The following is a 24,273-nucleotide window of genomic DNA, read 5'->3' as shown; positions in this document are numbered from 1 at the left end:
ATATCCACTTAAGGAATAAGGGAAATGATGAGAGTTTTATTGGGGACAGCATATATCGCATTTTTAACATCGGCAGCTTTTGCGGAAGATATCGTGGGAACCTGGCGTTATATCGATGACAAAACTGGTGAAGCAAAGGGACTGGTTAAAATTGAAAAACAAAGTAACGGTAGCTATGCGGGTACAGCATTAAAAGCAACACCACGCCCAGGCTACACTCCAAAAGAATTTTGCACCAATTGCCCTGCCCCTTATACCAACAAGCCCATTATTGGCTTACAGGTAATCTCTGGGCTAAAGACAGATGATCATGTGAGTTATACTGATGGGAAAATTATTGACCCAGTTTCTGGTAAAATCTATCGATTAAAAGGTAAAGTCAGCCCAAATGGCAAGAAACTATTTCTTCGTGGATATTTAGGTATTTCAGCAGTAGGTCGTAGTCAAACATGGTTACGTGTCGAGTAGTAGCATAATTTCATTCACAATAAAAATGACAGTTTTATCTCAATCAAACTGTCATTTCTAAACATCTATTTTTTAAATGATTTTTAAATCAGTTATTCACAGCAAGTTGATATAAAAAAGCTAAATGTGTGGCTGCATCACCTTTATCTAAATTGAGATCACTAGCACGCCCACCTAATCTCAGTGCAGGAAGATAACAATACATTTGATTATCAACTAATTTACCATATTGAGTTTGTGCCTTTGCTAAGGCTGATTTTTCTAAAAATTGCTCAATGATCTCATCATCACAAATCCAGTCATTAAAAAAATCTGTTAATGACCAAGCTGTTACCTCAATATCCGAGTTGTGCGGGTCGATAAAGGATATATCCTCATCGCCATCTTCGCTTAATAAACGATAATAAAACACCAAACCAAATGCCGAAATAGCAATGGGTAATCGGGTCATATCAGGTTGATCTTTCATTAACCATGACCAAAGCACATCTTGATAAAACTCAGGGTTAATGATCTGTAGCAAACCGTTACCATAGAAGCCAAAACCATGGTTTTGCCAAAGCTCTAAGAGCGCTTCAGGTAAATACGCTTGATATTTTTTTACAGTTTCAGGGCTTACTGTATTTCCCGCCTGATCTACTGAAAATTTATCGATAAATGCTTGTAATTGCATAGCTATCCCCTAGGCCCTGCTTATACTTTCCATTCAAATCCACTAAACGCATCATCTTCTTTTAACGTATTTTCTACAGCATTTGCCAATTGTTTAATCATACTCTGGGTTGCTATCTTCTTAAACCACGCTTGTTCTTCATCAGCATGGGCTGAAATTTCACAAGTTAACACGCCTTGATCATTTAAATGACAATTAACCCCCAAACCAATTGGATGATTTTCTACGCTGACAGCGAGATCTTCATCTGAGTGTGTTGTTTCCGCTTTAAAGCCATATTGAGACAGTTGTTTTAACAACAAAGTCGTCACATATTCCTGAGTGACATAACATACATTTTCCCCATGATTGTGACTGTTAATATGATTCTCACAGTTTGCAGTAAATTGTAATGTTCTCATTGCTTCATCCAAAAGGCTTTATAGTTGTATGGTTTTAGAATAAGCAATATAAACAAAACAGCCAAGCATTTGCTTGGCTGTTTTTAATTAATTATACAAATATTAGACAAGGACTGATTTATTCGCTGACTTGAATCTGAAGCCCCGCCTGATTGGTGAGTTCGGTAAATGTAGGGAAACTTGTTGCTACAGTTTCAGTGCCAATAATCTTAATCTCGCCAGAGTTACGTAACCCCGCCATCGAAAAACTCATTGCAATACGATGGTCATGGTGCGATTCAATTTCACCGCCAGAGAAAATAGCAGACCAGTCACCCGATTTACCTTTTCCTTCAATGATAATGCCATCATCAGTTGGCGTACAATCAATCCCCATGGTTTTTAAACCATCTGCCATCACTTGAATACGATCAGACTCTTTAACCCGTAATTCAGCAGCTCCTGTCAACACCGTTTGCCCTTCAGCACATGCAGCAGCAATAAACAAAGATGGAAACTCATCAATTGCCAACGGTACTTGATCTTCTGGCATATGAATGCCTTTCAATGTACGGGTACCACGGATACGGATATCAGCAATCGGCTCACCGCCTGCAATTCGTTCATTTTCAACAGTTAAGTCTGCACCCATTTGCTTAAGGATTTCGATTACACCTGTACGAGTTGGATTAATCCCAACAGCTTCAAGGGTAATATCTGAACCTTCAGTAATGGCAGCACCCACCATAAAGAATGCAGCAGAAGAAATATCAGAAGGTACTTGAATCTCTGTCCCAACCAACTTTCCACCACCGTGTAGTGAAATACGATTACCTTCCGTTTTCACAGCATACCCAAAAGCACGTAACATACGCTCAGTATGGTCACGGGTTGGTTCAGGTTCAGTCACAGAGGTTTCACCCTCTGCCCATAAACCTGCCAATAAAATCCCAGATTTGACTTGCGCAGATGCCATTGGCAAATCGTAGTGAATGCCTTTCAATGCTTGAGCGCCAGTGATTGAAACAGGCGGAGTACCACGTTCACCCGTGGTTTGAATTTGCGCACCCATTTCACGTAAAGGTTTTGCAATACGCTCCATTGGACGCTTAGACAAAGACGCATCACCCGTCATCACAGAGTCAAACTGTTGTGCTGAAAGCATGCCTGAAAGCAAACGCATCGACGTACCAGAATTACCCATATACAGTGCCGTTTTTGGCGCTTTTAAACCATGAATACCCACACCATGAATGGTCACTTCACCATTTTTAGGGCCTTCAATACTGACCCCCATATCGCGAAATGCTTGAAGTGTTGCTAAAGCATCTTCACCTTCAAGGAAACCTGTAACGTGGGTTGTACCTTCAGCGATTGCACCAAACATGATGGAACGATGTGACACTGACTTGTCACCCGGCACGGTAAATTTACCTTTAAATGTCTTCTCACCTGGCAAAATGGTAAATTGTTGTGTCACCTTATTTTTCTCCATCAAAGGTTTATTGGCGAGCATATGATTGAAATGCTGTCGTGCCGCTTGTGCATGTCCTAGCAATCCCATCAGGGCTTGTGAATTCTCATCTTCAATCAGTTGACGTAATGTCGCAAGTTGCGTTTCAAAACCATCAACTGCTTTCAATATGGCTGTTTTATTGGCAAAAAATATATCATGCCACATCTGCGGATCACTGGCAGCAATACGTGAGAAGTCACGAAAACCTCCAGCGGCATAACGGAAAATATCTAAGTTATCTTCACGATTTGCAAGCTGTTCGACCAGATTAAATGCCATCAGATGCGGTAAATGACTGGTATGTGCCAACACTTCATCATGTTTGTCCACATCCATACAAATGACTTCTGCTTTTGCAGCCTGCCAAAGCTGAATCAGTTTTTCAACTGCCCAATCAGCACTGCTCGGCAACGGCGTTAGAATCACTTTATGATTCACAAACAAGTCAACTTTACCTGCATGGACACCTGTATGTTCTGCACCAGCAATTGGATGACCAGGTACAAAACCTACAGGGAGATTTTCACCATAGACAGCATGTGCTGCTGCCACCACGTTCCCTTTGGTACTTCCGACATCGGTAATGATGGCGTTTTCAGAAACATAAGCTTGAATCGTTTCAAGCACTTTCTGTGTCGCGCGAACAGGCAAAGCCAGAACGATTAAATCTGCATCTTTTACCGCTTCGACAGGATCACTAAAACCCGCAGAAATAATTCCTAAAGCTTTGGCATCTTCCAGCGTTTTTTTTGAGCGTGTTGATGCAACAACATTTTCAGCAAGATGTTCGGCTGCAATCACACGGGCTAGACTTGAACCAATCAGTCCAAGTCCAATAAAAGCAACTTTTTTAAATAAAGGTTGTGACATAACGATTTTGAACTACCTATTTCACAACGACATCAAAGCACAGCAATCGGATATGAACCCAGTACACGTACTTCTTTAACCAGTGGGCGAATATCTTCAATCGCCGCTTTAACATTGTCCTGTTCCACATGACCTTCAAGATCAATAAAGAATACATAAGCCCATTTTTCAGGTAATGCAGGACGGGTTTCAATACTGGTCAAACTAATGTTGTGTTTTGCAAATGGTGCAAGAATTTCCAATAAAGCCCCTGCACGGTCATGTGCTGAAATCAGTAATGAGGTTTTATCATTACCACTTTGCGGTACCTTTTCACGACCAATCACCAAGAATCGTGTCGTATTTTCAGGATTATCTTCAATATTGCCGTGGAGAACTTCTAAGTCGTAAATACTTGCAGCCACATCAGATGCAATTGCTGCTGAATGCCATTCATTGCGAATACGACGAGCAGCCTCTGCATTTGAGCTTAAAGCTACACGTTCTACACCCGGATAATGTGCATCCAGCCACTTACGACATTGCGCAAGTGTTTGTTGATGTGCATAAATTTGTTTAATACTGTCTTTACGAGTATTTGAAGAAATCAGGAATTGGTGATGAATACGCAATTCAACTTCACCAATCACATTTAAATGCGATGCTTTAAAACAGTCTAAAGTATGGTTGACCACACCTTCAGATGAGTTCTCAACAGGAACTAAACCATAATGTGCACTACCCGCTTCAACCTCACGGAACACTTCATCGATCGTTGGTAATGGGCGAACCACAGCATCCTGACCAAAATGTTTTAATACAGCAGAATGAGTATAAGTGCCGACTGGACCTAAAAATGCAATACTTTGTGGTGCTTCAAGTGCCAAACATGCAGACATAATTTCACGGAATAAACGTGCCATAGTTTGATCTGACAATGGCCCTTCATTGCGCTCCATAACTTGACGTAAAACCTGTGCTTCACGTTCAGGACGATAAAATAACGGATTCTCTTCTGCTGCAAATTTTGCTTTAGCAACTGATTCCGCCAGTTTTGCACGGCGATTGATAAGTTGTTGGATTTGCTGATCTACAGAGTCAATATCTTCACGGATTTGAGCAAGATCTAGAGAAGTCGTTTTTTGATCATCGTTGATCATTGTTATGTCGCCCTTTAAAGTCGAGAATTACGAGAAGTCTATGTTTTAGACCACTGACAGTATAACAATAGTTCAGTTTAATTTGTTGGGCAATAGTGCATTTTTCAATGTTTCACTTTCAACTTATATATTGAATAAAATGTCATCACTTTATAACTTTTCTGACCACAAAATGAATTACAAAGCAGCTATAGAATTTTAAGCATTGCGCTCTATGATAAAAAGCATAAGCGCATTTCGAGACATAGAATATGAATAAAAAAATCGCTGTTCTCATTACCCATGATTTCGAAGATGCGGAATATCATCATCCTGTTGAAGCTTTTCGAGCTGCAAGCCATTCTGTGCGCAATATTGAAAAGTCTGCGGGGAATATTGTGTATAGCAAACAAAGAAAATCCTCGGTCAGTATAGATTTAGGCATTGATGAAATCTCTGTTCGGGATTTTGATGCGCTGATGATTCCCGGTGGATATTCCCCTTATCATCTTAAAGAAGACGAACGATTTATTGATTTTTTACGTAATTTTGCCAATGCGCAAAAACCTATTTTTTTATGTTGTTACAGTAGCCATTTGCTTATCGATGCACAAATTGCAATTGGACGGCGCTTAACCTCAATTGAAGATATCCTCAAAGAACTTAAAGACGCTGGTGCTGTGACTTTCGATCGCGAAGTGGTGAACGACAACAATTTATATATTTCTTCACGCTCGACTTTTGAGTTACCTATCTTTATCAATGAATGTTTAAATGTATTAAGCGCTTAATCCCAAAACCTTGATAATAAAAAACCTTCTTTAAATAAAGAAGGTTTTTTATTTGAACACTTTATCGTTGCTATTTATCTATGCATTATCGACCAATGATGCCACGCGCCACGATTTCTTTCATGATTTCATTTGTACCACCATAAATACGCTGAATACGTGCATCTACAAAGAAACGAGAAATTGGATATTCCGTCATATAGCCATAACCACCAAACAGTTGTAGCAAGCTGTCGATGATTTTCATCTGCATATCCGTACTAAAACTTTTTAAAGCTGCTGCTGTTTCAACATCCAATTTACTTTGTTTATACAAAGCTAGATTTTGGTTATAGAATGCTGCTGTTGCCAACTCATCAATTTTTGCTTGAGCCAAAACAAAACGAGTATTTTGGAAGCTGCCAATTTTCTGACCAAACGCTTGACGTTCCTGTACATACTGAGTAGTGATATCGATTGCACCACGAATTGCACCAAGTGCCGTTGCTGCAATTGCAGTACGTTCACGAGGTAACTCTTGCATCAAATAGGCAAAACCTTGCCCTGCACTACCTAACAATTGATTTGCTGGAACTTTAACATTATCAAAGAACAGTTCTGAGGTATCTTGAGAATGCAAACCAATTTTATCGAGGTTGGTGCCCTTTTTAAATCCATCTAGATGTGTATCAACCAATAAAAGTGACACACCTTTTGCACGCGCTTGTGGATCAGTTTTTGCTGCCAGTACCACTAAATCTGCATGCTGACCATTTGAAATAAATGTTTTAGAACCATTCAAAATATAATGGTCACCATTTAAAATCGCACTACTACGCATCCCTTGTAGGTCTGAACCCGCACCCGGTTCCGTCATCCCAATTGCGCCCACCACTTCACCTGACACCATTTTAGGTAACCAGTATTGTTTTTGTTCTTCGTTGGCAATATGCAAAATATAAGGAGCTGCAATTTCTGAATGGCATGAAATCGCGGTAGACAATGCACCATAGCCTGCACGTGCAGACTCTTCAACCAACATCAATGAATATTCAGTTGGAACGCCGTAACCACCATACGCTTCAGGTACATCAACACAAAGATAGCCATTTTCACCCAATAAGGACCATACTGAACGTGGCATTAAACCTTCTTTTTCCCATTGCTCATAAAATGGAGCAACGTGTTCACTCATAAAACGTTTAAAGTTATCACGAAAAAGTTCTAAATCTGCATCATATGCCAACATGTCTTGTATTCCTTTCAATCTGAGTTTTTGATTTTATGATCCCTAGCATGCTAATCATTTTTTGCAGACTTGTCATGACCACATGAGGTCATTTTTTCTGAGCATTTTTGCGAATAAAGAAAAGACTTTTCCATAAAAAAAGAGTAATCAGCTTTCGCCAATTACTCTTCAGGTTGTAAATGATCAATTAAAACTTAGAATTTATCATCTTTAAACATCGGTAAAGAAGAATTTAGCTTCGTGATCTCACTCATCAATTTATTCACAACTGATGGAATTAAGGCATCTGCCATTTGTGCAGCTTGTAAACCTAACTTCTCGCCAAGTGTTGGCTTACGACGTGTTTGAATCACATATACGTCATGTTGTGGTAATAAGCTCAGCAAGTATTCATCTGAAGTTTGCAATTTATCCACTAAATTTAAATTGCGCGCATCTTCACCATACCAGTGTTCACCTGTTGCAACTTTTTCGACATTGAGTTGCGGGCGATATTTTTCAACAAAATGCTTAAATAGTTGATGCGTTTGTTGTAACTCTTCTTCAAATTTTGCTTTACCTTCTGGGGTGTTTTCACCAAACATCGTCACAGTACGCTTAAACTGACCTGCGGTATATAGCTCAAAATCAACATGATGTTCTTTTAACAGTCGATTAAAATTAGGGACTTGGGCAACAACACCAATCGAACCAACCACAGCAAATGGTGCAGAGACGATTTCACTTGCGATACACGCCATCATATAACCGCCACTCGCAGCCACTTTATCCACACAAATCGTCAGATTAAAGCCTGCATCACGTAAGCGAACCAATTGTGCAGCTGCAAGACCATAACCATGCACCATACCACCAGGGCTTTCTAAACGAACAATGACACGATCACGGCCTGCTTTTGCTGTCGCAAGAATTAATGTAATTTCTTCTCTTAAGTTTTCTACAGCTGAAGCCTGTACATCTCCTTTAAAATCTAAGACATAGATTTTTTGATTATTTTTTTTACGTACACGTGCTTCTTTTACAAACTGTTGAGTCAGTTGAAACAATTCCAATTTCGATGCAGTAGATTGAGCAATTCTTTTTCTTTGCTCATTTATTCGGGCATTTAAATGACTGATACGAATTTCTGCGGGTACTTTGGGTAAATGAAATAACATAGAATTTATAATCTCTAATATCTAAGGAAATGCTTTTCTAATAAGATGCGGACGGATCAGCTAAATTTCAATACACTTTTTGAAAAATTCGACAAAGCTCAGTCCACTTAGTCTTTATGCATGATAAAAAGCTTTGTCTACACACTTTTAACAAACAACAATAATTAAATTTTAGTTATAGAATACATAGCTTTTTTTTATAGTTAAAAACGCATGAAAATTCGAGTAAGGATACGCGTTTTGAATAAATTAAGATTTTATTAATAGTTTTTACATCTAAGTTAAGCCTTGCTGATTTCAGCATATTCAGTGACTTTACCTCGAAAATAACGCAAATGCCACTTAGTAGAACTTTTGCTGGCTTTTCTTATGATAAATTCACATAAAAAAACATAGACATGTTTATATCAAACAGATAATACAAATAAACATATATCACACATTTTTAAAATTTATAATAGGTTATTTACCAACTCTTTTTATCTAAATAACATATTTGTTATTTTGATTAAACTATTTAAAATCAACACGTTAAAAAGAATAATTACATTTTGTAAATTTATGAACATTTATGAGTCATTTTTTTAAAAAATGTTTAATTTTATCAACATCAAGGATAAGGATTGAGTATGGATATCTCCTCACACGATGAACACCTACCCCCTAAAAAACAAAAGTTTTATCAAATCCTCTATGTTCAGGTTATTTTTGCCATTGTACTTGGTATCCTTCTTGGACACTTTTGGCCAGATATTGGTGCAAGTTTAAAACCATTAGGTGATGCATTTATTAAACTGGTCAAAATGATTATTGCACCTGTTATTTTCTTGACGGTTGTCACTGGAATATCAGGCATGAAACATATGGGAACTGTAGGGCGAGTAACGGGTAAAGCGATGCTTTATTTCCTAACATTCTCTACACTCGCATTAATCGTCGGGATGATTGTTGCCAATATTATTAAACCAGGACAAGGTTTAAATATTGACCCTACATCATTGAAATCAGAGAAAGTTGTTGAGTATGCTGAGAAAGCACATGACGCTTCTATTGTCGACTTCTTACTGAATATTCTTCCGACAACCATCGTTAGCCCATTAACAAGTGGTGACATTCTACAAGTTCTATTTGTTGCCGTATTATTTGGTTTATCCTTGGCTGCGGTAGGCGAAAAAGGTCAACCGATTGTAGACTTCTTAAACAACCTTACAGCACCCGTATTTCATTTAGTTGGAATGCTGATGAAATTTGCTCCGATTGGTGCTTTTGGTGCAATGGCATTTACAATTGGTAAGTATGGTATTGAAAGTATTGGAAATCTTTTACTTTTAATTATGACATTCTATATCACTGCACTACTCTTTATTCTGGTTATTTTGGGTGCAGTGGCGCGCTATAATGGATTTAGAATTACAGATCTGATTCGCTATATCAAAGATGAATTATGGTTAGTTTTAGGGACCAGTTCATCCGAAGCCGCACTTCCATCATTGATGCGTAAAATGGAAAAAGCAGGCTGCGAAAAATCTGTAGTTGGCTTGGTTATTCCTACTGGTTATTCATTTAACCTCGATGGTACCAACATCTATATGACGATGGCGGCGCTCTTTATTGCACAAGCATGTAATATCGATTTGAGTATTCAAGACCAAATCCTATTATTGCTCGTTGCAATGCTGAGCTCTAAAGGTGCTGCTGGTGTTACAGGTGCTGGATTTATTACCTTAGCTGCAACATTATCTGTTGTTCCAGCAGTTCCTGTTGCAGGTATGGCTTTAATTCTAGGTATTGACCGCTTTATGTCTGAATGCCGTGCACTGACCAATTTAGTCGGTAATGCGTGTGCGACGATTGTTGTGGCACGTTGGGACAATGCTTTAGATAAAGACAAACTGGCTACTGCATTCGCTCATCCGAGTAAAGCACACTATGATGCTAAAGCAGTTGAACAACATCGTGAAGATCCAATCGATTAAAAACACCCTATAAGCAATATTTGTAATAAGAAGGAGCTTTTGAGCTCCTTTTTTATATAAAGTAATTATGAATAGATCAGAAAATTAGAAATAACAATCAACTGCTATTTGCATATAAAATGAAGAACTAACTGAAAAATATGTTTAATACACAAAGCTTAAAATGATGTGTTTCTTAAAAAGCATTTGTCTAATGTTCCGCGATTATAAGTTCAAACAATTAAGCATTTATTTCGTATCACGTATATAAAAGCATGAACACATAGCTCATCTATTCCAGCCTCTTAAATTATTTAGCCTCACCCATTCATATTAGGTGGGTTTTACTAGAACAAAATAAACTTAGTCAACAATACCTCACTTACAAGACTTCATTAAAACTGCATTACATCCCTATTTCAACACTTATCAAAGAATAGACTTAGACAATCAATTCATTATTTTGAAGCTTAAATTTTTAATTGTTTTTTGATCTACCATTCTCGTCAATTTGATTCATTGCCACAGAGGTTTATATACTTTATCAATAAAAAAAGAGCCTTTCGGCTCTTTAATTACACATTTAAACTTAACTTAATCAGTACTCGAATTAACCAAAACGGCCGGTAATATAAGCTTCAGTCAATTGGTGATCTGGTTGAGTAAAGACTTTCTCTGTAGAGTTAACTTCGATTAAGTCACCTAAATGAAAGTATGCTGTACGATCAGAGACACGCGCTGCTTGTTGCATGGAGTGGGTTACAATTGCGATTGTATATTGCGTAGAAAGCTCAGAGATTAACTCCTCAACTTTTGCTGTTGCAATTGGATCGAGCGCAGAACATGGTTCATCCATTAAAATCACTTCAGGGCTTACCGCAATCGTACGTGCAATACACAAACGTTGTTGCTGACCACCTGAAAGTCCTGTACCTGGCTGACTTAAACGATCTTTTACTTCATCCCACAAACCTGCTTTACGCAAACTATTTTCAACAATCTCTTCTAAATCATACTTATCTTTGGCTAAACCATGCAGTTTAGGACCATAAGCAACATTATCAAAAATTGATTTAGGGAACGGGTTTGGTTTTTGAAATACCATTCCAACTTGAGCACGAAGCAACACAACATCTAGATTTGGATCATAAATGTCTTGGTTGTCTAAACGCACTTTACCTGTTACACGGCAAGTATCAATCGTATCATTCATACGGTTCAAGGTACGTAGAAATGTTGATTTACCACAACCTGATGGTCCAATAAATGCAATCACTTCATTTTCATAAACTTGAAGATCAATACCCTTAATCGCTTCTGCGTCACCATAGTATACATGCACATCTTCAGCACTAAGTTTCACAGTTGTATTTTTTTCTTTCTTCGGTGTCGAAGACTCAAACTGGGAGACAAAAGAAGTGCTTGCTTGCTTTTGCTTACTATCAGTCGATGTAAATTGAGATTGTTCAGAATTCACGGTTGTATCCTGTCTTAAGGAATTTTTAGTTTCTACAGTATTCATCTCTATTCTGCCCTCTTTTACCAGCGAACTTCAAATTTCTTACGTAACCAAATTGCAAAGCTATTTAGACCGACCATAAGTGCCAATAACACAATGATGGCTGCAGCCGTACGCCCTTCGAAAAAGTTACGTAATTCATTACCTTGCCATAAGTAAACTTGAACAGGTAAAGCCGTAGATTGATCTAATGGAGATACTGGAATATTTGCAACGAAAGCGCTCATACCAATTAATAGTAATGGTGCGGTTTCACCCAATGCATGAGCAATACCAATAATCGCACCTGTCATAATCCCCGGTAGAGCCAAAGGCAATACATGGTGGAATACTGTTTGTAAACGAGAAGCACCAATACCTAACGCCGCTTGGCGAATTGATGGTGGTACTGCCTTCAATGAAGCACGTGTGGTAATAATCACTGTAGGCAAAGTCATTAAACTTAAGACCAAACCACCAACCAAAGGTGCGGATATAGGTAAATGCATCCAACCAATAAAGATGGCAGCACCCAACAGACCAAATACAATCGATGGAACTGCTGCAAGGTTATTGATATTGACTTCAATGATGTCCGTAATAAAGTTTTTTGGTGCAAACTCTTCTAAATAAATCGCACTTGCTACACCCAATGGAATAGAAATCGCGATCACAATTAGCATCATGAACAATGAACCCATAAATGCACCGGCCAAACCTGCTGTTGCTGGTGAGCTACGTGAATCTGGGTTGGTAAACATTTGCGTGTTAAAAGTACGATTAATAATACCTTTTGCAGCTAAGTCATCAGAAAGTTGACGTACCTCTGGACTAAGCTGTTGTTGCTCATCAGGCAATGAACGATCAATATGACCAGCTAACCACACATCAATGTTGGCATCAGCAAGGAAATTGAGCTCTACTGTTTTACCAATCAATGCTGGATCTTTAAAGACCATATCACGGATACGATATGCCTCTGAACTGGTATAGATGCCAGAAAGATCATCACGACGACTTTCAAGTGCAGGGTCTTTTGAAATGATTGCATTTACAATCAATGCATCCCAATCAACCATACCCATTTTAGTTTGCCAGTCGACATAACGCTCTTGAAATACAGCAGGAGATTCACCTACTTTTTGTGTTGGTTTTGGTCCTGCATCAATCATATTGGGATCAAAATACACAGGTACAGTCATACTTGCTTGCCAAAATGCTGGCAACCCTTTGTATAAGATACTTCCAAATAAAATTGCAACAAATGCCAAACCAATAATCACTGCTGAAAAGCCAACAAAACGGAAGGTCTTTTCTTTACGATGACGTTTTGACAATGAGCTGGCGATTCTAGCTTTACGTTTCTCTCGCAACTCAGCGGCAGCTTGAGGATCAAATACATTTTGATCCACAGGAGATGTATTTGATGTACTCATTCGTATTGCTCACGATATTTACGCACAATATAAAGTGCGACAATGTTTAAACACAATGTAATGGTAAATAAAGTTAAACCCAGTGCAAACGCAACCAATGCCTGCGGACTTGCAAAGTCTGTATCGCCTGTTAATTGTTTTACAATCGTTACAGTGACTGTTGAGACAGCTTCTAGTGGATTGATATGTAACAGTGGACTATTACCAGCAGCGAGTACCACAATCATGGTTTCACCGACTGCACGAGATACCGCAAGTAAGAATGCACCAGTAATACCTGGTAACGCAGCTGGAAGAACCACTTGGCGAATGGTTTCAGATTTGGTTGCACCTAAACCTAAAGAACCATCACGTAAGGCACGTGGAACTTGAGTAATAATGTCATCTGACAAAGAGGATACGAATGGGATAATCATAATACCCATTGCAAAACCTGCTGTTAATGCACTGGTCGCATTAACTTCAATGCCAATAGAGTCACCAATAGATTTGAAGATTGGGCCAATCACCATCATGGCAAAAACACCATAAACAATGGTTGGAATACCCGCTAAAACTTCAATTGTCGGCTTTGCCCATGAACGGAATCTAGGTGAAGCATATTCAGCGAGATAAATTGCAATCATTAATCCCAGTGGAACAGCAACCAGTAAGGCAATACCACTGACCATGAGTGTTCCCCACAGTAATGGTAATAAACCATAACTTCCTTCAGCATTTCCTGAAGTACTAAAGCCAGGATTCCACTCTGTACCAAAGAAGAAGTCGATTGGACTTACAAACTGGAAAAAGTGCATCGCTTCACTGAACATCGACATCACAATACCCACAGTCGTGAGAATCGCAACACCTGAACACAGGATCAAAACAACGTTAATGGTTTTTTCAACTTCGTTACGTGCACGAAATTGTTGACTAATTCTTTTTCTTGCCCAAATCAATCCAAGGATCGCAGCACAAGTTACCACAGCAAACTTTGCAAACGAGCCAATTCTTTCAAATTTTGAGAGTTGTTCTGCAGCTGCAACCTCATAAACTGCTGGCGTATCTGTCACACCAAAGCCAGAGGCAATTGCTTTAATACGATCCACCAGTACATCTACCCCAGCTGTATCTAGCGTTGAAGCAATATTTGCTGGAACATTTTTTAAAATTAGATGTTGTAAAACACTTGGTTCTACCAAGTTCCAAACTATCAAAATTAAAAAAGCTGGAATTCCACACCACAACGCCACCAAAGAGCCATAATAGCCAGGACGTGAATGTAAAATTGCAGTGTTATTTCCCTTACCTGCTAGGCTTCGGCTTTTTCGTAGCCCGATTTGATATGCGATAGCGATTAAAGCCAATAACACGCCAATGAGTAGCAGATTCATGTATTCTCCACCGTTTTTTCAATTTCAATAATTTGAAAAAACTCTACTTAGCAAGGAAAGCCGATGGTAGTCACCCACCATCAGCTCCATTATTGCGGTTTTATTATTTACCAGCTTTAAAACCAGCCAATACTTTTGCACGTTCAGCGTCTGACAATGAAATCAAACCAGCTTTATCTAACTTAGAACCTTTACCAGATACCTTCTTGTTAAGGAAGTATTCAGTATATTCTTTTAAGCCTTTGATTGACTGTAAGTGTTCACCTTTTACATAGAAGTATAAAGGACGAGATACAGGGTAAGTACCATTTAAAACAGTTTGCTCAGAAGGAACAACATTGTTCACTGTAGCAACACGTAATTTATCTTTATTTTGATCATAGAAACCTAAGCCAAATACACCTACCGCACTTGGAGATGTTTTTAAACGCGCTAGAGTTTCAGTATAATCACCTGCAATTTCAATTACTTTACCGTCTTTACGGAAGCTAGAACATGCTTTTTTCTGAGCATCTTTGTCTAACTTTTTAAAGTAATCATAACTTTCACAACCCGCTTCAACCATTTTTTCTTGGAACACTTCACGTGTACCGTGGTTAGAAGCAGGAACAACTAAAGTAATTGGCTCATTTGGAAGCGATTTATCAATTTGGTTCCAACGTGTATATGGGTTTGGTACCAATTTACCATTTGATGGTAATTCAGCTGCTAGGGCTGCAAATACGTGTTGTGGACGTAATTTATAAGCTGCTTTGCTTGCATTCGAAGCAAAAACGATGCCGTCATAACCGATTTTTATTTCTTGGACTTTATTTACGCCAGCTTTTTTACACGCTGCGATTTCAGTATCTTTAATTTTACGTGAAGCATTTGCGATATCAATTGTGTTATCGCCCACACCTGAACAGAACTGTTTAAGACCAGCAGAACTACCGCCTGAGCCAACTACAGGTGCTTTAAATTGAGGGAAAGTATTACCAAATTCTTCAGCAACAATACTCGCATAAGGAAGTACAGTAGAAGAACCAGCGATTTGGATGGTATCACGAGCGTTTGCTGCTACTGCTGCCCCTGAAACTGCTAATGCAAGTGCGATGTGATTAATGCGCATTCTTTTCTCTCTTAAATAAACTGCAATTTTGAAGTACACCACTTCTTGTTGTGTCGTACTTTTCGGATAACTGCATTTTGATTTTAAAATATGACAAATAAGTTACAGCTTTATGACGCTTTTATGATATTTGATAATTCACATTTGATTTTATTAAAAATCTTTTAAATTCAATATGTAATCAACTGTGTTCTATTTTTTAAATTTGAGGATATTACAATTCAAATTGTAATATTTCATGTGTATGTCACAAAAGTTGTATTAAGGTTTACCCATTTCAAGCGACACATTACGTCGTGATAGCCTTATTTTTCCATCTAAAAACCCTTAAAATAAATAAAAAAGAGCAATTTAAATGATCAGATTAAATCGTAAAGAATGGCATGAAACTTTTCTAAAGATGGTGGCCTCGGCCAGCATGATTACGTTCATTATCTATATGAGTTGTTGGATCATTTACTTTTTATTGGCACAAACTAGTCAATACAATCTGATCCAAAATATAGTCATTAGTTTTAGCTTCATCAGTTTATTTATATTAACCATGCAAACCTTACGTTCAATGTATCAAGTCTACTATTTACCTTTAATGAATAGTTGCAGGTTAAATTATCAAAAAATTATTTTCTTTTGCAGCAGTTTCTCCATCGCACTTATTGTAGTCAGCTCATTTTTATTAAATTTTGGAAAAATGTTAAAAGATTATTACAGCTAAGCCAATACAAAAGATCCACCGCTTAGCATGTCCACTATTCAATCAAGTGTTCTATTTTTCTTAATCATTCAACACAATAATTGAAATTTCAAAGAACACGGCATTGTTTTATATTCAAATGAGCACTCCATAAAAGATTTGAATATGAATAGCAAAACGTCTAGCAGCTTCAATCCTGACCTCCCCGTTCATATGAGCTTCTCCGAACATGACTGGCAGCTCTTAGCCCAATATTGGTATCCAATTGCATTAGCAAGAGATATTACTGAGCAGCCACTCGGAACCATGTTGCTGGATATGCCATTGGTCATTTATAAAATAGATGCTGAAATTATTGTTGCCAAAGATGCCTGTCCACATCGCGGTGTTCCTTTAAGTATCGGAACAAATGATGGTCAAGGTATCGTTTGCCGTTATCATGGTTTACGCTTTGGTGAAAATGGAAAATGTAATCGTATCCCTGCGCATCCCAATCATAAAATTTCGGACCGGTTCCACCTAAAAACCTATGCTGCAGTTGAACGTTATGGATTAATCTGGTGTTCACTTTTAGCAAAAAAGCAAGATATACCCAATATCCCAAACATGCCGCATTGGGATGAGACCACGTATCAACAACTGATTTGCCCTCAAGTCGATTTAAAATGTTTTGCTGGTCGACAATTGGAAGGTTTTATCGATGTTGCTCATTTTGCATGGGTACATCCAGAAACTTTTGGTGACCCAGAAAATACTGAAGTGCCTGATTACACCACGCAAGAAACAGACTATGGTTTTAGTGCTGATTATATCAGTAGTGTAGGTCGTTACCCGATTGGTCTAGATCAATTAGGACAAGCGGATTTTCAATGGTTACGCCATTTTGAAATTCATTTGCCTTTTACCGCAACATTAACCATTCATTTCCCCAATCAAGCGAAACAGATCATTATGAATGCTGCCTCGCCCATGACAGCACGTAGTACTCGATTATTTGCCCCAATTTGTCGTAACTATGATCAAGATTTACCAATAGAAGATGCTTATGAATACAACCTTAAAATCTTTGAAGAAGACCGTTTGATCGTTGAGACTCAAAAACCAGAATATCTACCTTTAGATTTATCCATTGAGGCGCACTTCCCTGCTGACCGCAGTTCAAGTATGTATCGCCGTTTATTAAGAAAAATAGGATTTAGCCCATTATTCGCCGCATAAATCAGTTTCATGCCATGTTTTATAGAAGTTGATCAGGCTTCTTTAAAACAATAAAACCTGAACGTATCGCTCTATATATTTATAATTTTTTCAAGTTGATTAAATTTAACTCAAAAGTTTCTATTAAAATTGCACTCTTCGATTAAAAGATTAAAATGCACATTACATAAATGAAGTGACTCCAATTAGGTGGTATAACATGCAACAAATGTGGTCAGACATCGATGCCTATATCGAATCACATTTAATTCCTGAAGATCCAATCCTCATACAAACATTAAAAAACACTGAGGATAAAGGATTTCCAGACCACCTTGCTGTTGCCGCAAATCAGGGCATGTTATTGCAAATGTTGATTCAAATGAACAAATGTAAACGTGTTTTAGAATTAGGTACTTTTGCAGCTTATAGCACCATGTGGTTAGCCCGTGCCTTACCTGATGATGGCTATATTTTAACGATTGAAGGTCGTGATACGCATGCTGCTTTAGGTCAAGAAAATATAGATCAAGCCAAGCTCAAACAAACCGTTGAATTAAAGTGTGGTCGTGCAGCTGATATTTTAAAAGCGTTACCTGAAGCTACAGAACCTTTTGACTTTATTTTTGTCGATGCTGATAAACAAAGCTATCCTGAATATTTAGAATTAAGCTTAAGTCTGTCACATTCAGGTACAGTGATTGTTTTGGACAACGTGATTCGTGCTGGTGACATTCTTAACCCAGACAATGTCAAACCAAGTATTGAAGGGATCCGTGACATGTATAAAGCCATGCAAAACCATCCTAAAATTCTGTCATGTACGGCTTTGCAAACTGTAGGTAGCAAAGGGCATGATGGTTTTGCCATTGCGATTGTAAAATAAAGCATGCTGATTTAATTTTTAAAGCTGCTATTTAGATAGCAGTTTTTTTATAGCTAAAATTTTAACAACTCCAGCTTAGCTTCAATCATTCTCCTTAGAGTTATCCCCTGAACTTGTTTGTAGAATTGTGGATAACTCAATAATGCGTTAATAAACCACTGAAAATAAAATACTTTTAATTTTCGATTAATTTTCAACCAGTTAAATTCACGGTTCATGAAAAAGCGCTTGCATTTCAAAATGCAATATTTTTATCAAATTTTTTAATCAAAAAAAATGCCACAAATCATATTATTTATGGCATTTCATTTCTTCTGTTTGATCGGTCTTTTGACAGAATCTCGATTGCTTAATCGCGTTGTCTTTCATCTTCAAATCAAACTTATTTTGCGACCAACAATGGAACTGCAGCATTTCTAAAAATAGTGGTCGTTACACTACCCAAAAAGAACTGATGAATTTTACTATGACTAAATGCACCTAAAACAATCAATTGAATTTGATGCTGGTCTTGATAATCCAAAATATTTTCAGCAACATCACCATAACGGTACTCTACCACCACATCCAAACCCGCATCTTTTAAACGTTGCGCAGGCTCATTGAGAATCTCAGGATGATCACCGACATAGAGTAAATGGCATTGCAAAAGTTTAAGCAAATCACTTTTTTCAACACGTTTTAGCATTTTTTGACATGTTTCTGAAAGCTCATAAGCAAAAATAAACCGTGTAGGTGGTTTAAATGTTTGCCCAACGGTTAATACGGTACTTTTGGTTCCACGAATAAAGTTTTCAACATTACTGCCCAGTATTTTATTCTTCTCAGCTGAACGCTCACCCACTCGACCGATGACAGCGATATCATCTTCAGTCAATTCATTGAAGCTTTGTTCGAGAAAATCACCTTTGGCTTGAATTTGAATCGGTGTGATATTGTATTTTTCTTGAATCATTTCAGAAATATGCTTGAGTAAATTATTACTGTAATCCAGTGCTAACTCACTTTGCTTTTGTTCAAGTTCAGCCAGCTCTTTAAGTAACATCGCATTACTTTCAAAGCCAATTACCCCACTAATTTCCCCTAAATGATAACTTGCAGGGTAATAATCCAATACTTGCAATAAAACCAGTTCACGACCAGTTTTTTGAGCAATCCATGCGGCTGCTTCTGCCAATGCATTGATGCACGGAGAAGAGTCAATACAAGCCACTACTCTGTTCATTTTAACCTCGCTTTAGCTTTACAGCTTTGGGTCTATATTATTGTTTTAAATTAGCATAAGTTTTTATAAGTTTGGACAACTTTATGTAATTAATCCCATAATTTAATTATGTATTTGTACAAACTGTGCGTTCATTCACGATAACGAATAAAACGCGCTGGGTTCCCTGCCACAATTTCTCGTTCAGCTACATTTTTAGTAACCATACTATTCATTCCAATCACCGCATGTGAAGCAATTTTTACACCATCTTTCACACCAACATGCGCGCCCAACCAAACATCCTGACCAATTTCAATGCCTTTGGAAGTCACAGCTTGTTGATAAACAGGAATACTCAAATCCATCCCATGATCAAAAGCATAAAGATGACAATAGGCGGCTATACGAACTTGATCATGTAATTTAATACCGACTTTGCCCCCATCCAAAATACAATGATGGTTGATCGCGACTTCATTACCAATCTCTAACGGTCCATGCAAGGTACAATCTGCCGCAATAAAAGTATTATCCCCAATGACAATTTTCCGTCCAGGCTCAGCAAATATATGCGCCAATGGTGAAATAAAGCAATTTTGACCTATTTCAACGGTTTCCATAGCCATTAAATACGCTTGATACTGCTGCTGCCACTGCTCCGCCCAAACTCGATTTTTCGGTTTAAGTGAATAATACAGCCACGGCATATAATTTAAGCGATGCTTATGTTGTTCGCGATATTTCAATAATGGGTCTTGTTCAATCATCAACGTCTTCCAACAATTTAAGTTGCTCACGCCCACGCGTTACATCTTGAATTTTTAACTTAAGTGGATCAATTTGATGTATTTGTAATAATGCCTCAACTTCAACCCCATCAGCAGTATATTGTTCTTTATATTCAATGTCTTGAGTATTCAATTCATACTGAAAAATTGACCATTCGCTGAATTGGCATTGAAAATAAATTTTCTTCTTTTCAATCAGTTCTATTTTTTCAGCCAAAAGCAAACATTGCCCTGCACAGCCACCATAAGCACGAACTAAACCGCCTGTACCCAACTTGATGCCACCATACCAGCGATTGACCAATACAATTGCATTGGCTAAATCATTGCCCTCAATGGTCGCAAGGATTGGGCGACCTGCTGTACCTGAAGGTTCACCATCGTCATTAAAACGAACATTATGACCTATTTTCCATGCCCAGCATTGATGTGTTGTTGTTAGATCTAAATGTTTTTCCAGAAATTTTTTAACTTGCTGTTCATTTTCAACAGGCGCTGCAATGGCTTGAAATCGACTCTTTTTAATATCTTCCTCAAAAATCGTTTCGGATACAAGTGTATAAACCATAATGAAAATAAAACATTCAAACTCAATATATTGCCATTATAACGTGCTTTTAAAATACATTGGATAATAAAAAACCCTAAGCGAACTTAGGGTTTTTTCTATTCACTCAATAAATTACAGGACAAGCTGATGATTTTGGAGCAAGAGTTTCAAAATATCATCTTCAGTTTTGCCGTTAAATGCAGCACCTGATTGCGCCAAATTATCCAATTGGAGTAAATCAGTTTTACCAGTGTATGTAGTTCCTGCACCATCACGATCTAGGGTGAGTGTGACATTATTACCATCAACTCTTACACCAAGATAGTTTTTCAAATAGTTTGCCGATGCTGTTAAATCAGCTGTGATATTGGCACTGTTAAAACCAATGAGTAAATCAGAAATATCAATGATGTCTGCATTCGTATCAGTGTTCACATTTCCAGAATGAAAGTCTGTCCAATGATCGATACCATTTCCACCACTTGCACTTGCACTTTCTAATACATGATATACAAGTACATCTGAACCAGCATTACCTGTAAAGGTATCATTCTGTTCACCACTAATCAGCGTATTACGTAGAGTATCTCCAGTGGTTATTGCATCAACAGTTACTGTAAGAGATGCTGTATGATCTTGACCAAAAACAGAGAGTTTATAATCGAATACTTCTTGACGACCGATTACGCCCGCACTCGGTGTATAAACATAGCTTCCATCACTTTTCACGAACAGACTGCCATACTCACCTTGCACCGTCACACCATTATATCCCACCTCTACAAACTGACCATTACCTGTATCAATACTAAATTTAGCATAAGATGGATTATAGGTATCATCTGTCAACATGTTGCCAATAATTGGAGCTGCGGTTACTGGGGCAATTTCATTATAGTGAGTAATGTCTTGCGCTAAGCTCACTGTAGCATTAAATCCTAAACCTATATTACCCGATGCAGATGCCGTAATTGTATAGGTTCCTGGGCCTAAATTAGGCATGTCGACAGTTATTGAACTTCCAAGTGCGTTGAGAAGAGGCTTACCGGTTATCGTCCCAACTACTGTACCATTTTGATCTTTGATTGTAAGAACAATCGTTGGCAATAGAGAAACTGAAAGTGGTGGGATATTTACTTTAACTACAACATGCGAAGAGTCTGTATTTGCTACATTAAATGTCGTCGGAACATAAGTACCACCACCACCACCTAATGTACCTGCCACTGCAAAACTAGCACCTTGATTCGCTTCACTTACTATTTGCACCACATTCGTTACAGCACCAATAGCCACATGCTCTGCATTATCTAGAATGATTGGAGCTGGGAGAGATACATCATTTTCTGGATTTGTATTATCCCAAACTACACCAGAGTTATCACCATCAATACGAATATTCAAATTCGCTGTTGCTTCACTACCATTGAAGTCCCTAATCGTATAGGTGAATGTATCTACCTTGCCAATATCCGCAGGATCACCATTACTTACATATTTATAATGTCCGTTTGGAGAAATATAAAGTGTTCCGTAAGCACCAACCACAACCGTGTTTGCACCAGATAATGTGACTGCAGGATCACCAACCTCATTGGCCACTTTAGTGACAAATGTTGTTGTATTTACTTCATCTGCACCATCCACACTTGAAATTACATTTCCTTCTATGGTACTTGAACCCAAATATTTATTGGTTTGATCTTGCATGGTTAATTCAACACCACCAAATAACTGGGCAGATGCTGTTGAATCCAATAAATTCAAGATTTGTTGTAATAAACCAGAATCCGTTGGTTTCTCTTGCAGTGCGATGGTATAAACGCCTGGTGGCAAATTATCTAAATTAATCTGACCAGAATAATTAAAGATAATGCCCAACAATCCAGGTGGTGTTAGCTTTACAGCATCTTCCACTATGAAGTGTTCTTTTTGTATTACACCATTTTCATCCACATATTGACGTTCAAGTACAGCATTGAAAAACTTATCTGCCGTACCCAATAAAGCACCAATAAGACCGCCTATCGCAGCACTTACAACGCTACCGCTTACATTGACATGAATACTTGACGTGCTGTTTTCTTCAACTTCAAAATTAAATGGTACGGTATTACCTAAAGAGATATTTAATCCAAGTAAATTTACGCCCAGCAATTGTGAAGCTCTGCCATGTACACCAACATCATCACCCACGGATTCATGATAATTTTTAACAGTTGCAAGGTCGTCACGGGCAACAACTTGATCAACATAATCTGGCGGTGTTAATTCACCTGGATCTGCTGGTGTTCCTGCAATATTAATAATGATTTGAGCCGTATCAGATGTTGCTCCATTGGACAGTTTATAATCAAATATTTCAGTTTTTCCAACAGCCGCTTCTCCTGCTGTCACAGTATAAGTAAAGACTCCAGTTAGTGTGTTAATTTCAAGACTTCCATACTCTCCTTGAATCGTAACACTACCTTGTGCAACAGTCGCACCATCTATTTCAGTGATCGAACCACCACCAACTACATCTTGACCATTTCCATTATCAGCAAAAACATTACCTGTCACTGCATAGTTCGCAAAAACCTCTTCAGTTCCAGTTACGCTAATATTTGTTTTTTCGTAAATCGTTAATAAGTTTGATAATAAAGGTGCAACAGCCGCGTCAACAATGTAATCAATTACGCTAATTGGCAATACATTTAATAGTTGGTTAACGACACTTGAAAGCGGTAAACCGAGTGTATTTACAGGAATTAAAATTGTATTGACTAAAGCGAGAACTGGAGCACCTAATGGGCCAAGTACTGTATTAATTGCTGCCCCGATAGCTGCCGCATTTGAAGCACCCAGAATTTCTCCTTCGCCACCAAGGTCAGTAATGGCAACGTCTTTGAGTAAAGTTGTTAGAGCACTATCATCAGCCTGAACTGCAACCGTATAATCACCTTCAGGTAAATTAGTGAAATCGAGCTTAATTGAGTCGTTACTATTCACGACACCAATGATTCCAATACCACCCACCGTGACAATACCACCTTGACTGGTACCACGTGCAACCTCCACCGGTCCATTGGTAGTTTGCTGATAAATAACAATTTGAACAGCCTCACCGACCGAAATCAGATCTTGTTGTGAAACTGTGACAGAAATATTACCTGTCGCTCCCTTACCTGCACTTCCTGGCGTTTGTGGAATTGAAAAATTTAAACCAGTAGCATTATTCCCCAAGATATCAACAACTGCGATATCTGAACCTGCAACTTCTGTACGGTTTACTCGGACTTCCTGACCTAGATTTAATGCAAATTCATCATTTACAGCATTAAGTGGTGGAATAACAATCGAACCATTGGTCACTGAAGTTGGTGGAAGGGTTA

The 24,273-nt window shown here is 38.1% G+C and carries 19 protein-coding genes; 5 read left to right on the top strand and 14 right to left on the bottom strand.

Translation table 11 applies throughout. The features are described 5' to 3' along the window. The first annotated feature begins 24 nt into the window (after window positions 1–24). Window positions 25–468 (top strand): DUF2147 domain-containing protein, encoded by a 444-nt coding sequence (locus FY049_RS14505; RefSeq protein WP_446083919.1) that lies wholly within the window; start codon window positions 25–27, stop codon window positions 466–468. A gap of 88 nt (window positions 469–556) precedes the next feature. On the opposite strand, the gene FY049_RS14500 is transcribed toward FY049_RS14505, so the two are convergent. The 4 genes from FY049_RS14500 to pheA all read right to left on the bottom strand — a co-directional run bounded on the left by FY049_RS14500 (window position 557) and on the right by pheA (window position 5,046). Next, window positions 557–1,141 (bottom strand): GAD-like domain-containing protein, encoded by a 585-nt coding sequence (locus FY049_RS14500; protein WP_224963822.1) that lies wholly within the window; start codon window positions 1,139–1,141, stop codon window positions 557–559. A 20-nt stretch (window positions 1,142–1,161) separates the two neighbouring features. After that, window positions 1,162–1,542 carry a hypothetical protein gene (locus tag FY049_RS14495; RefSeq protein WP_151957228.1) on the bottom strand — a complete coding sequence of 127 codons (381 nt, stop codon included), beginning with the start codon at window positions 1,540–1,542 and terminating at the stop codon, window positions 1,162–1,164. A 118-nt stretch (window positions 1,543–1,660) separates the two neighbouring features. After that, window positions 1,661–3,907 (bottom strand): bifunctional prephenate dehydrogenase/3-phosphoshikimate 1-carboxyvinyltransferase, encoded by a 2,247-nt coding sequence (locus FY049_RS14490; RefSeq protein ID WP_105713771.1) that lies wholly within the window; start codon window positions 3,905–3,907, stop codon window positions 1,661–1,663. Between the two features lie 32 nt (window positions 3,908–3,939). Next, window positions 3,940–5,046 (bottom strand): prephenate dehydratase, encoded by a 1,107-nt coding sequence (gene pheA / locus FY049_RS14485; RefSeq protein ID WP_004719240.1) that lies wholly within the window; start codon window positions 5,044–5,046, stop codon window positions 3,940–3,942. A gap of 251 nt (window positions 5,047–5,297) precedes the next feature. Here pheA and FY049_RS14480 point away from each other — a divergent pair, with 251 nt between their 5' ends. Then, window positions 5,298–5,816: a DJ-1/PfpI/YhbO family deglycase/protease gene (locus FY049_RS14480; protein WP_151957230.1), complete on the top strand. Its 519-nt coding sequence runs from the start codon at window positions 5,298–5,300 to the stop codon at window positions 5,814–5,816. A gap of 85 nt (window positions 5,817–5,901) precedes the next feature. Here FY049_RS14480 and FY049_RS14475 read toward each other — a convergent pair whose 3' ends face one another. Further along, window positions 5,902–7,044, bottom strand: a complete 1,143-nt coding sequence (locus tag FY049_RS14475) for an acyl-CoA dehydrogenase family protein (RefSeq protein WP_224963824.1) — start codon at window positions 7,042–7,044, stop codon at window positions 5,902–5,904. 194 nt (window positions 7,045–7,238) lie between these two features. Further along, a complete protein-coding gene (gene sohB / locus FY049_RS14470; RefSeq protein WP_004822565.1) occupies window positions 7,239–8,201 on the bottom strand; it encodes a protease SohB in 963 nt (320 codons plus the stop codon). Between the two features lie 629 nt (window positions 8,202–8,830). Here sohB and FY049_RS14465 point away from each other — a divergent pair. After that, complete coding sequence (locus FY049_RS14465; protein WP_419301466.1) at window positions 8,831–10,177, top strand: dicarboxylate/amino acid:cation symporter; 1,347 nt, start codon at window positions 8,831–8,833, stop codon at window positions 10,175–10,177. Between the two features lie 589 nt (window positions 10,178–10,766). Here FY049_RS14465 and pstB read toward each other — a convergent pair. From pstB to FY049_RS14445, 4 genes are all read right to left on the bottom strand, one after another. Beyond that, complete coding sequence (pstB, locus tag FY049_RS14460) at window positions 10,767–11,678, bottom strand: phosphate ABC transporter ATP-binding protein PstB (RefSeq protein WP_004719228.1); 912 nt, start codon at window positions 11,676–11,678, stop codon at window positions 10,767–10,769. A gap of 17 nt (window positions 11,679–11,695) precedes the next feature. Beyond that, window positions 11,696–13,090, bottom strand: a complete 1,395-nt coding sequence (gene pstA, locus FY049_RS14455) for a phosphate ABC transporter permease PstA (protein WP_446083918.1) — start codon at window positions 13,088–13,090, stop codon at window positions 11,696–11,698. Next, on the bottom strand, window positions 13,087–14,466 hold the full coding sequence (gene pstC, locus FY049_RS14450) for a phosphate ABC transporter permease subunit PstC (protein WP_446083917.1): 1,380 nt from the start codon (window positions 14,464–14,466) through the stop codon (window positions 13,087–13,089). The genes pstA and pstC overlap by 4 nt, the downstream gene beginning before the upstream one ends. A 103-nt stretch (window positions 14,467–14,569) precedes the next feature. Continuing rightward, complete coding sequence (locus FY049_RS14445) at window positions 14,570–15,577, bottom strand: substrate-binding domain-containing protein (protein WP_004719220.1); 1,008 nt, start codon at window positions 15,575–15,577, stop codon at window positions 14,570–14,572. Between the two features lie 859 nt (window positions 15,578–16,436). On the opposite strand from FY049_RS14445, the gene FY049_RS14440 reads away from it, so the two are divergent. Together FY049_RS14440 and FY049_RS14435 are read left to right on the top strand one after the other, a co-directional pair. Next, on the top strand, window positions 16,437–17,489 hold the full coding sequence (locus FY049_RS14440; RefSeq protein WP_333666041.1) for a Rieske 2Fe-2S domain-containing protein: 1,053 nt from the start codon (window positions 16,437–16,439) through the stop codon (window positions 17,487–17,489). 199 nt (window positions 17,490–17,688) lie between these two features. Further along, a complete protein-coding gene (locus FY049_RS14435; protein WP_327857352.1) occupies window positions 17,689–18,354 on the top strand; it encodes an O-methyltransferase in 666 nt (221 codons plus the stop codon). Window positions 18,355–18,736: 382 nt separating this feature from the next. Here the strand turns inward: FY049_RS14435 and FY049_RS14430 are convergent, their stop codons facing one another. From FY049_RS14430 to FY049_RS14415, 4 genes are all read right to left on the bottom strand, one after another. After that, on the bottom strand, window positions 18,737–19,579 hold the full coding sequence (locus FY049_RS14430) for a universal stress protein (protein WP_004719212.1): 843 nt from the start codon (window positions 19,577–19,579) through the stop codon (window positions 18,737–18,739). 131 nt (window positions 19,580–19,710) lie between these two features. Further along, entirely contained in the window at window positions 19,711–20,328 is a 618-nt protein-coding gene (locus FY049_RS14425) for an acyltransferase (protein WP_105713775.1), read from the bottom strand. Beyond that, the gene (locus FY049_RS14420; protein ID WP_446083916.1) at window positions 20,321–20,917 is read right to left on the bottom strand and encodes an IMPACT family protein; all 597 of its coding nucleotides are present in this window, start codon (window positions 20,915–20,917) and stop codon (window positions 20,321–20,323) included. The genes FY049_RS14425 and FY049_RS14420 overlap by 8 nt, the downstream gene beginning before the upstream one ends. A gap of 114 nt (window positions 20,918–21,031) precedes the next feature. Beyond that, window positions 21,032–24,273, bottom strand: a 3,242-nt coding sequence (locus FY049_RS14415) for a BapA/Bap/LapF family large adhesin (protein ID WP_446083915.1), incomplete at its 5' end; no start/stop codon positions are given.

The organism is Acinetobacter sp. 1125_18A (genome assembly GCF_052824985.1).
Note: the sequence above shows the minus strand (reverse complement) of the source record. Positions and strands in the feature narration are given on the sequence as shown.

Coding starts and splice junctions, on each gene's coding strand:
- FY049_RS14505 (WP_446083919.1), top strand. CDS start 25: ATGATGAGAGTTTTATTGGGGACAGCATATATCGCATTTTTAACATCG.
- FY049_RS14500 (WP_224963822.1), bottom strand. CDS start 1,141: ATGCAATTACAAGCATTTATCGATAAATTTTCAGTAGATCAGGCGGGA.
- FY049_RS14495 (WP_151957228.1), bottom strand. CDS start 1,542: ATGAGAACATTACAATTTACTGCAAACTGTGAGAATCATATTAACAGT.
- FY049_RS14490 (WP_105713771.1), bottom strand. CDS start 3,907: ATGTCACAACCTTTATTTAAAAAAGTTGCTTTTATTGGACTTGGACTG.
- pheA (WP_004719240.1), bottom strand. CDS start 5,046: ATGATCAACGATGATCAAAAAACGACTTCTCTAGATCTTGCTCAAATC.
- FY049_RS14480 (WP_151957230.1), top strand. CDS start 5,298: ATGAATAAAAAAATCGCTGTTCTCATTACCCATGATTTCGAAGATGCG.
- FY049_RS14475 (WP_224963824.1), bottom strand. CDS start 7,044: ATGTTGGCATATGATGCAGATTTAGAACTTTTTCGTGATAACTTTAAA.
- sohB (WP_004822565.1), bottom strand. CDS start 8,201: ATGTTATTTCATTTACCCAAAGTACCCGCAGAAATTCGTATCAGTCAT.
- FY049_RS14465 (WP_419301466.1), top strand. CDS start 8,831: ATGGATATCTCCTCACACGATGAACACCTACCCCCTAAAAAACAAAAG.
- pstB (WP_004719228.1), bottom strand. CDS start 11,678: ATGAATACTGTAGAAACTAAAAATTCCTTAAGACAGGATACAACCGTG.
- pstA (WP_446083918.1), bottom strand. CDS start 13,090: ATGAGTACATCAAATACATCTCCTGTGGATCAAAATGTATTTGATCCT.
- pstC (WP_446083917.1), bottom strand. CDS start 14,466: ATGAATCTGCTACTCATTGGCGTGTTATTGGCTTTAATCGCTATCGCA.
- FY049_RS14445 (WP_004719220.1), bottom strand. CDS start 15,577: ATGCGCATTAATCACATCGCACTTGCATTAGCAGTTTCAGGGGCAGCA.
- FY049_RS14440 (WP_333666041.1), top strand. CDS start 16,437: ATGAATAGCAAAACGTCTAGCAGCTTCAATCCTGACCTCCCCGTTCAT.
- FY049_RS14435 (WP_327857352.1), top strand. CDS start 17,689: ATGCAACAAATGTGGTCAGACATCGATGCCTATATCGAATCACATTTA.
- FY049_RS14430 (WP_004719212.1), bottom strand. CDS start 19,579: ATGAACAGAGTAGTGGCTTGTATTGACTCTTCTCCGTGCATCAATGCA.
- FY049_RS14425 (WP_105713775.1), bottom strand. CDS start 20,328: ATGATTGAACAAGACCCATTATTGAAATATCGCGAACAACATAAGCAT.
- FY049_RS14420 (WP_446083916.1), bottom strand. CDS start 20,917: ATGGTTTATACACTTGTATCCGAAACGATTTTTGAGGAAGATATTAAA.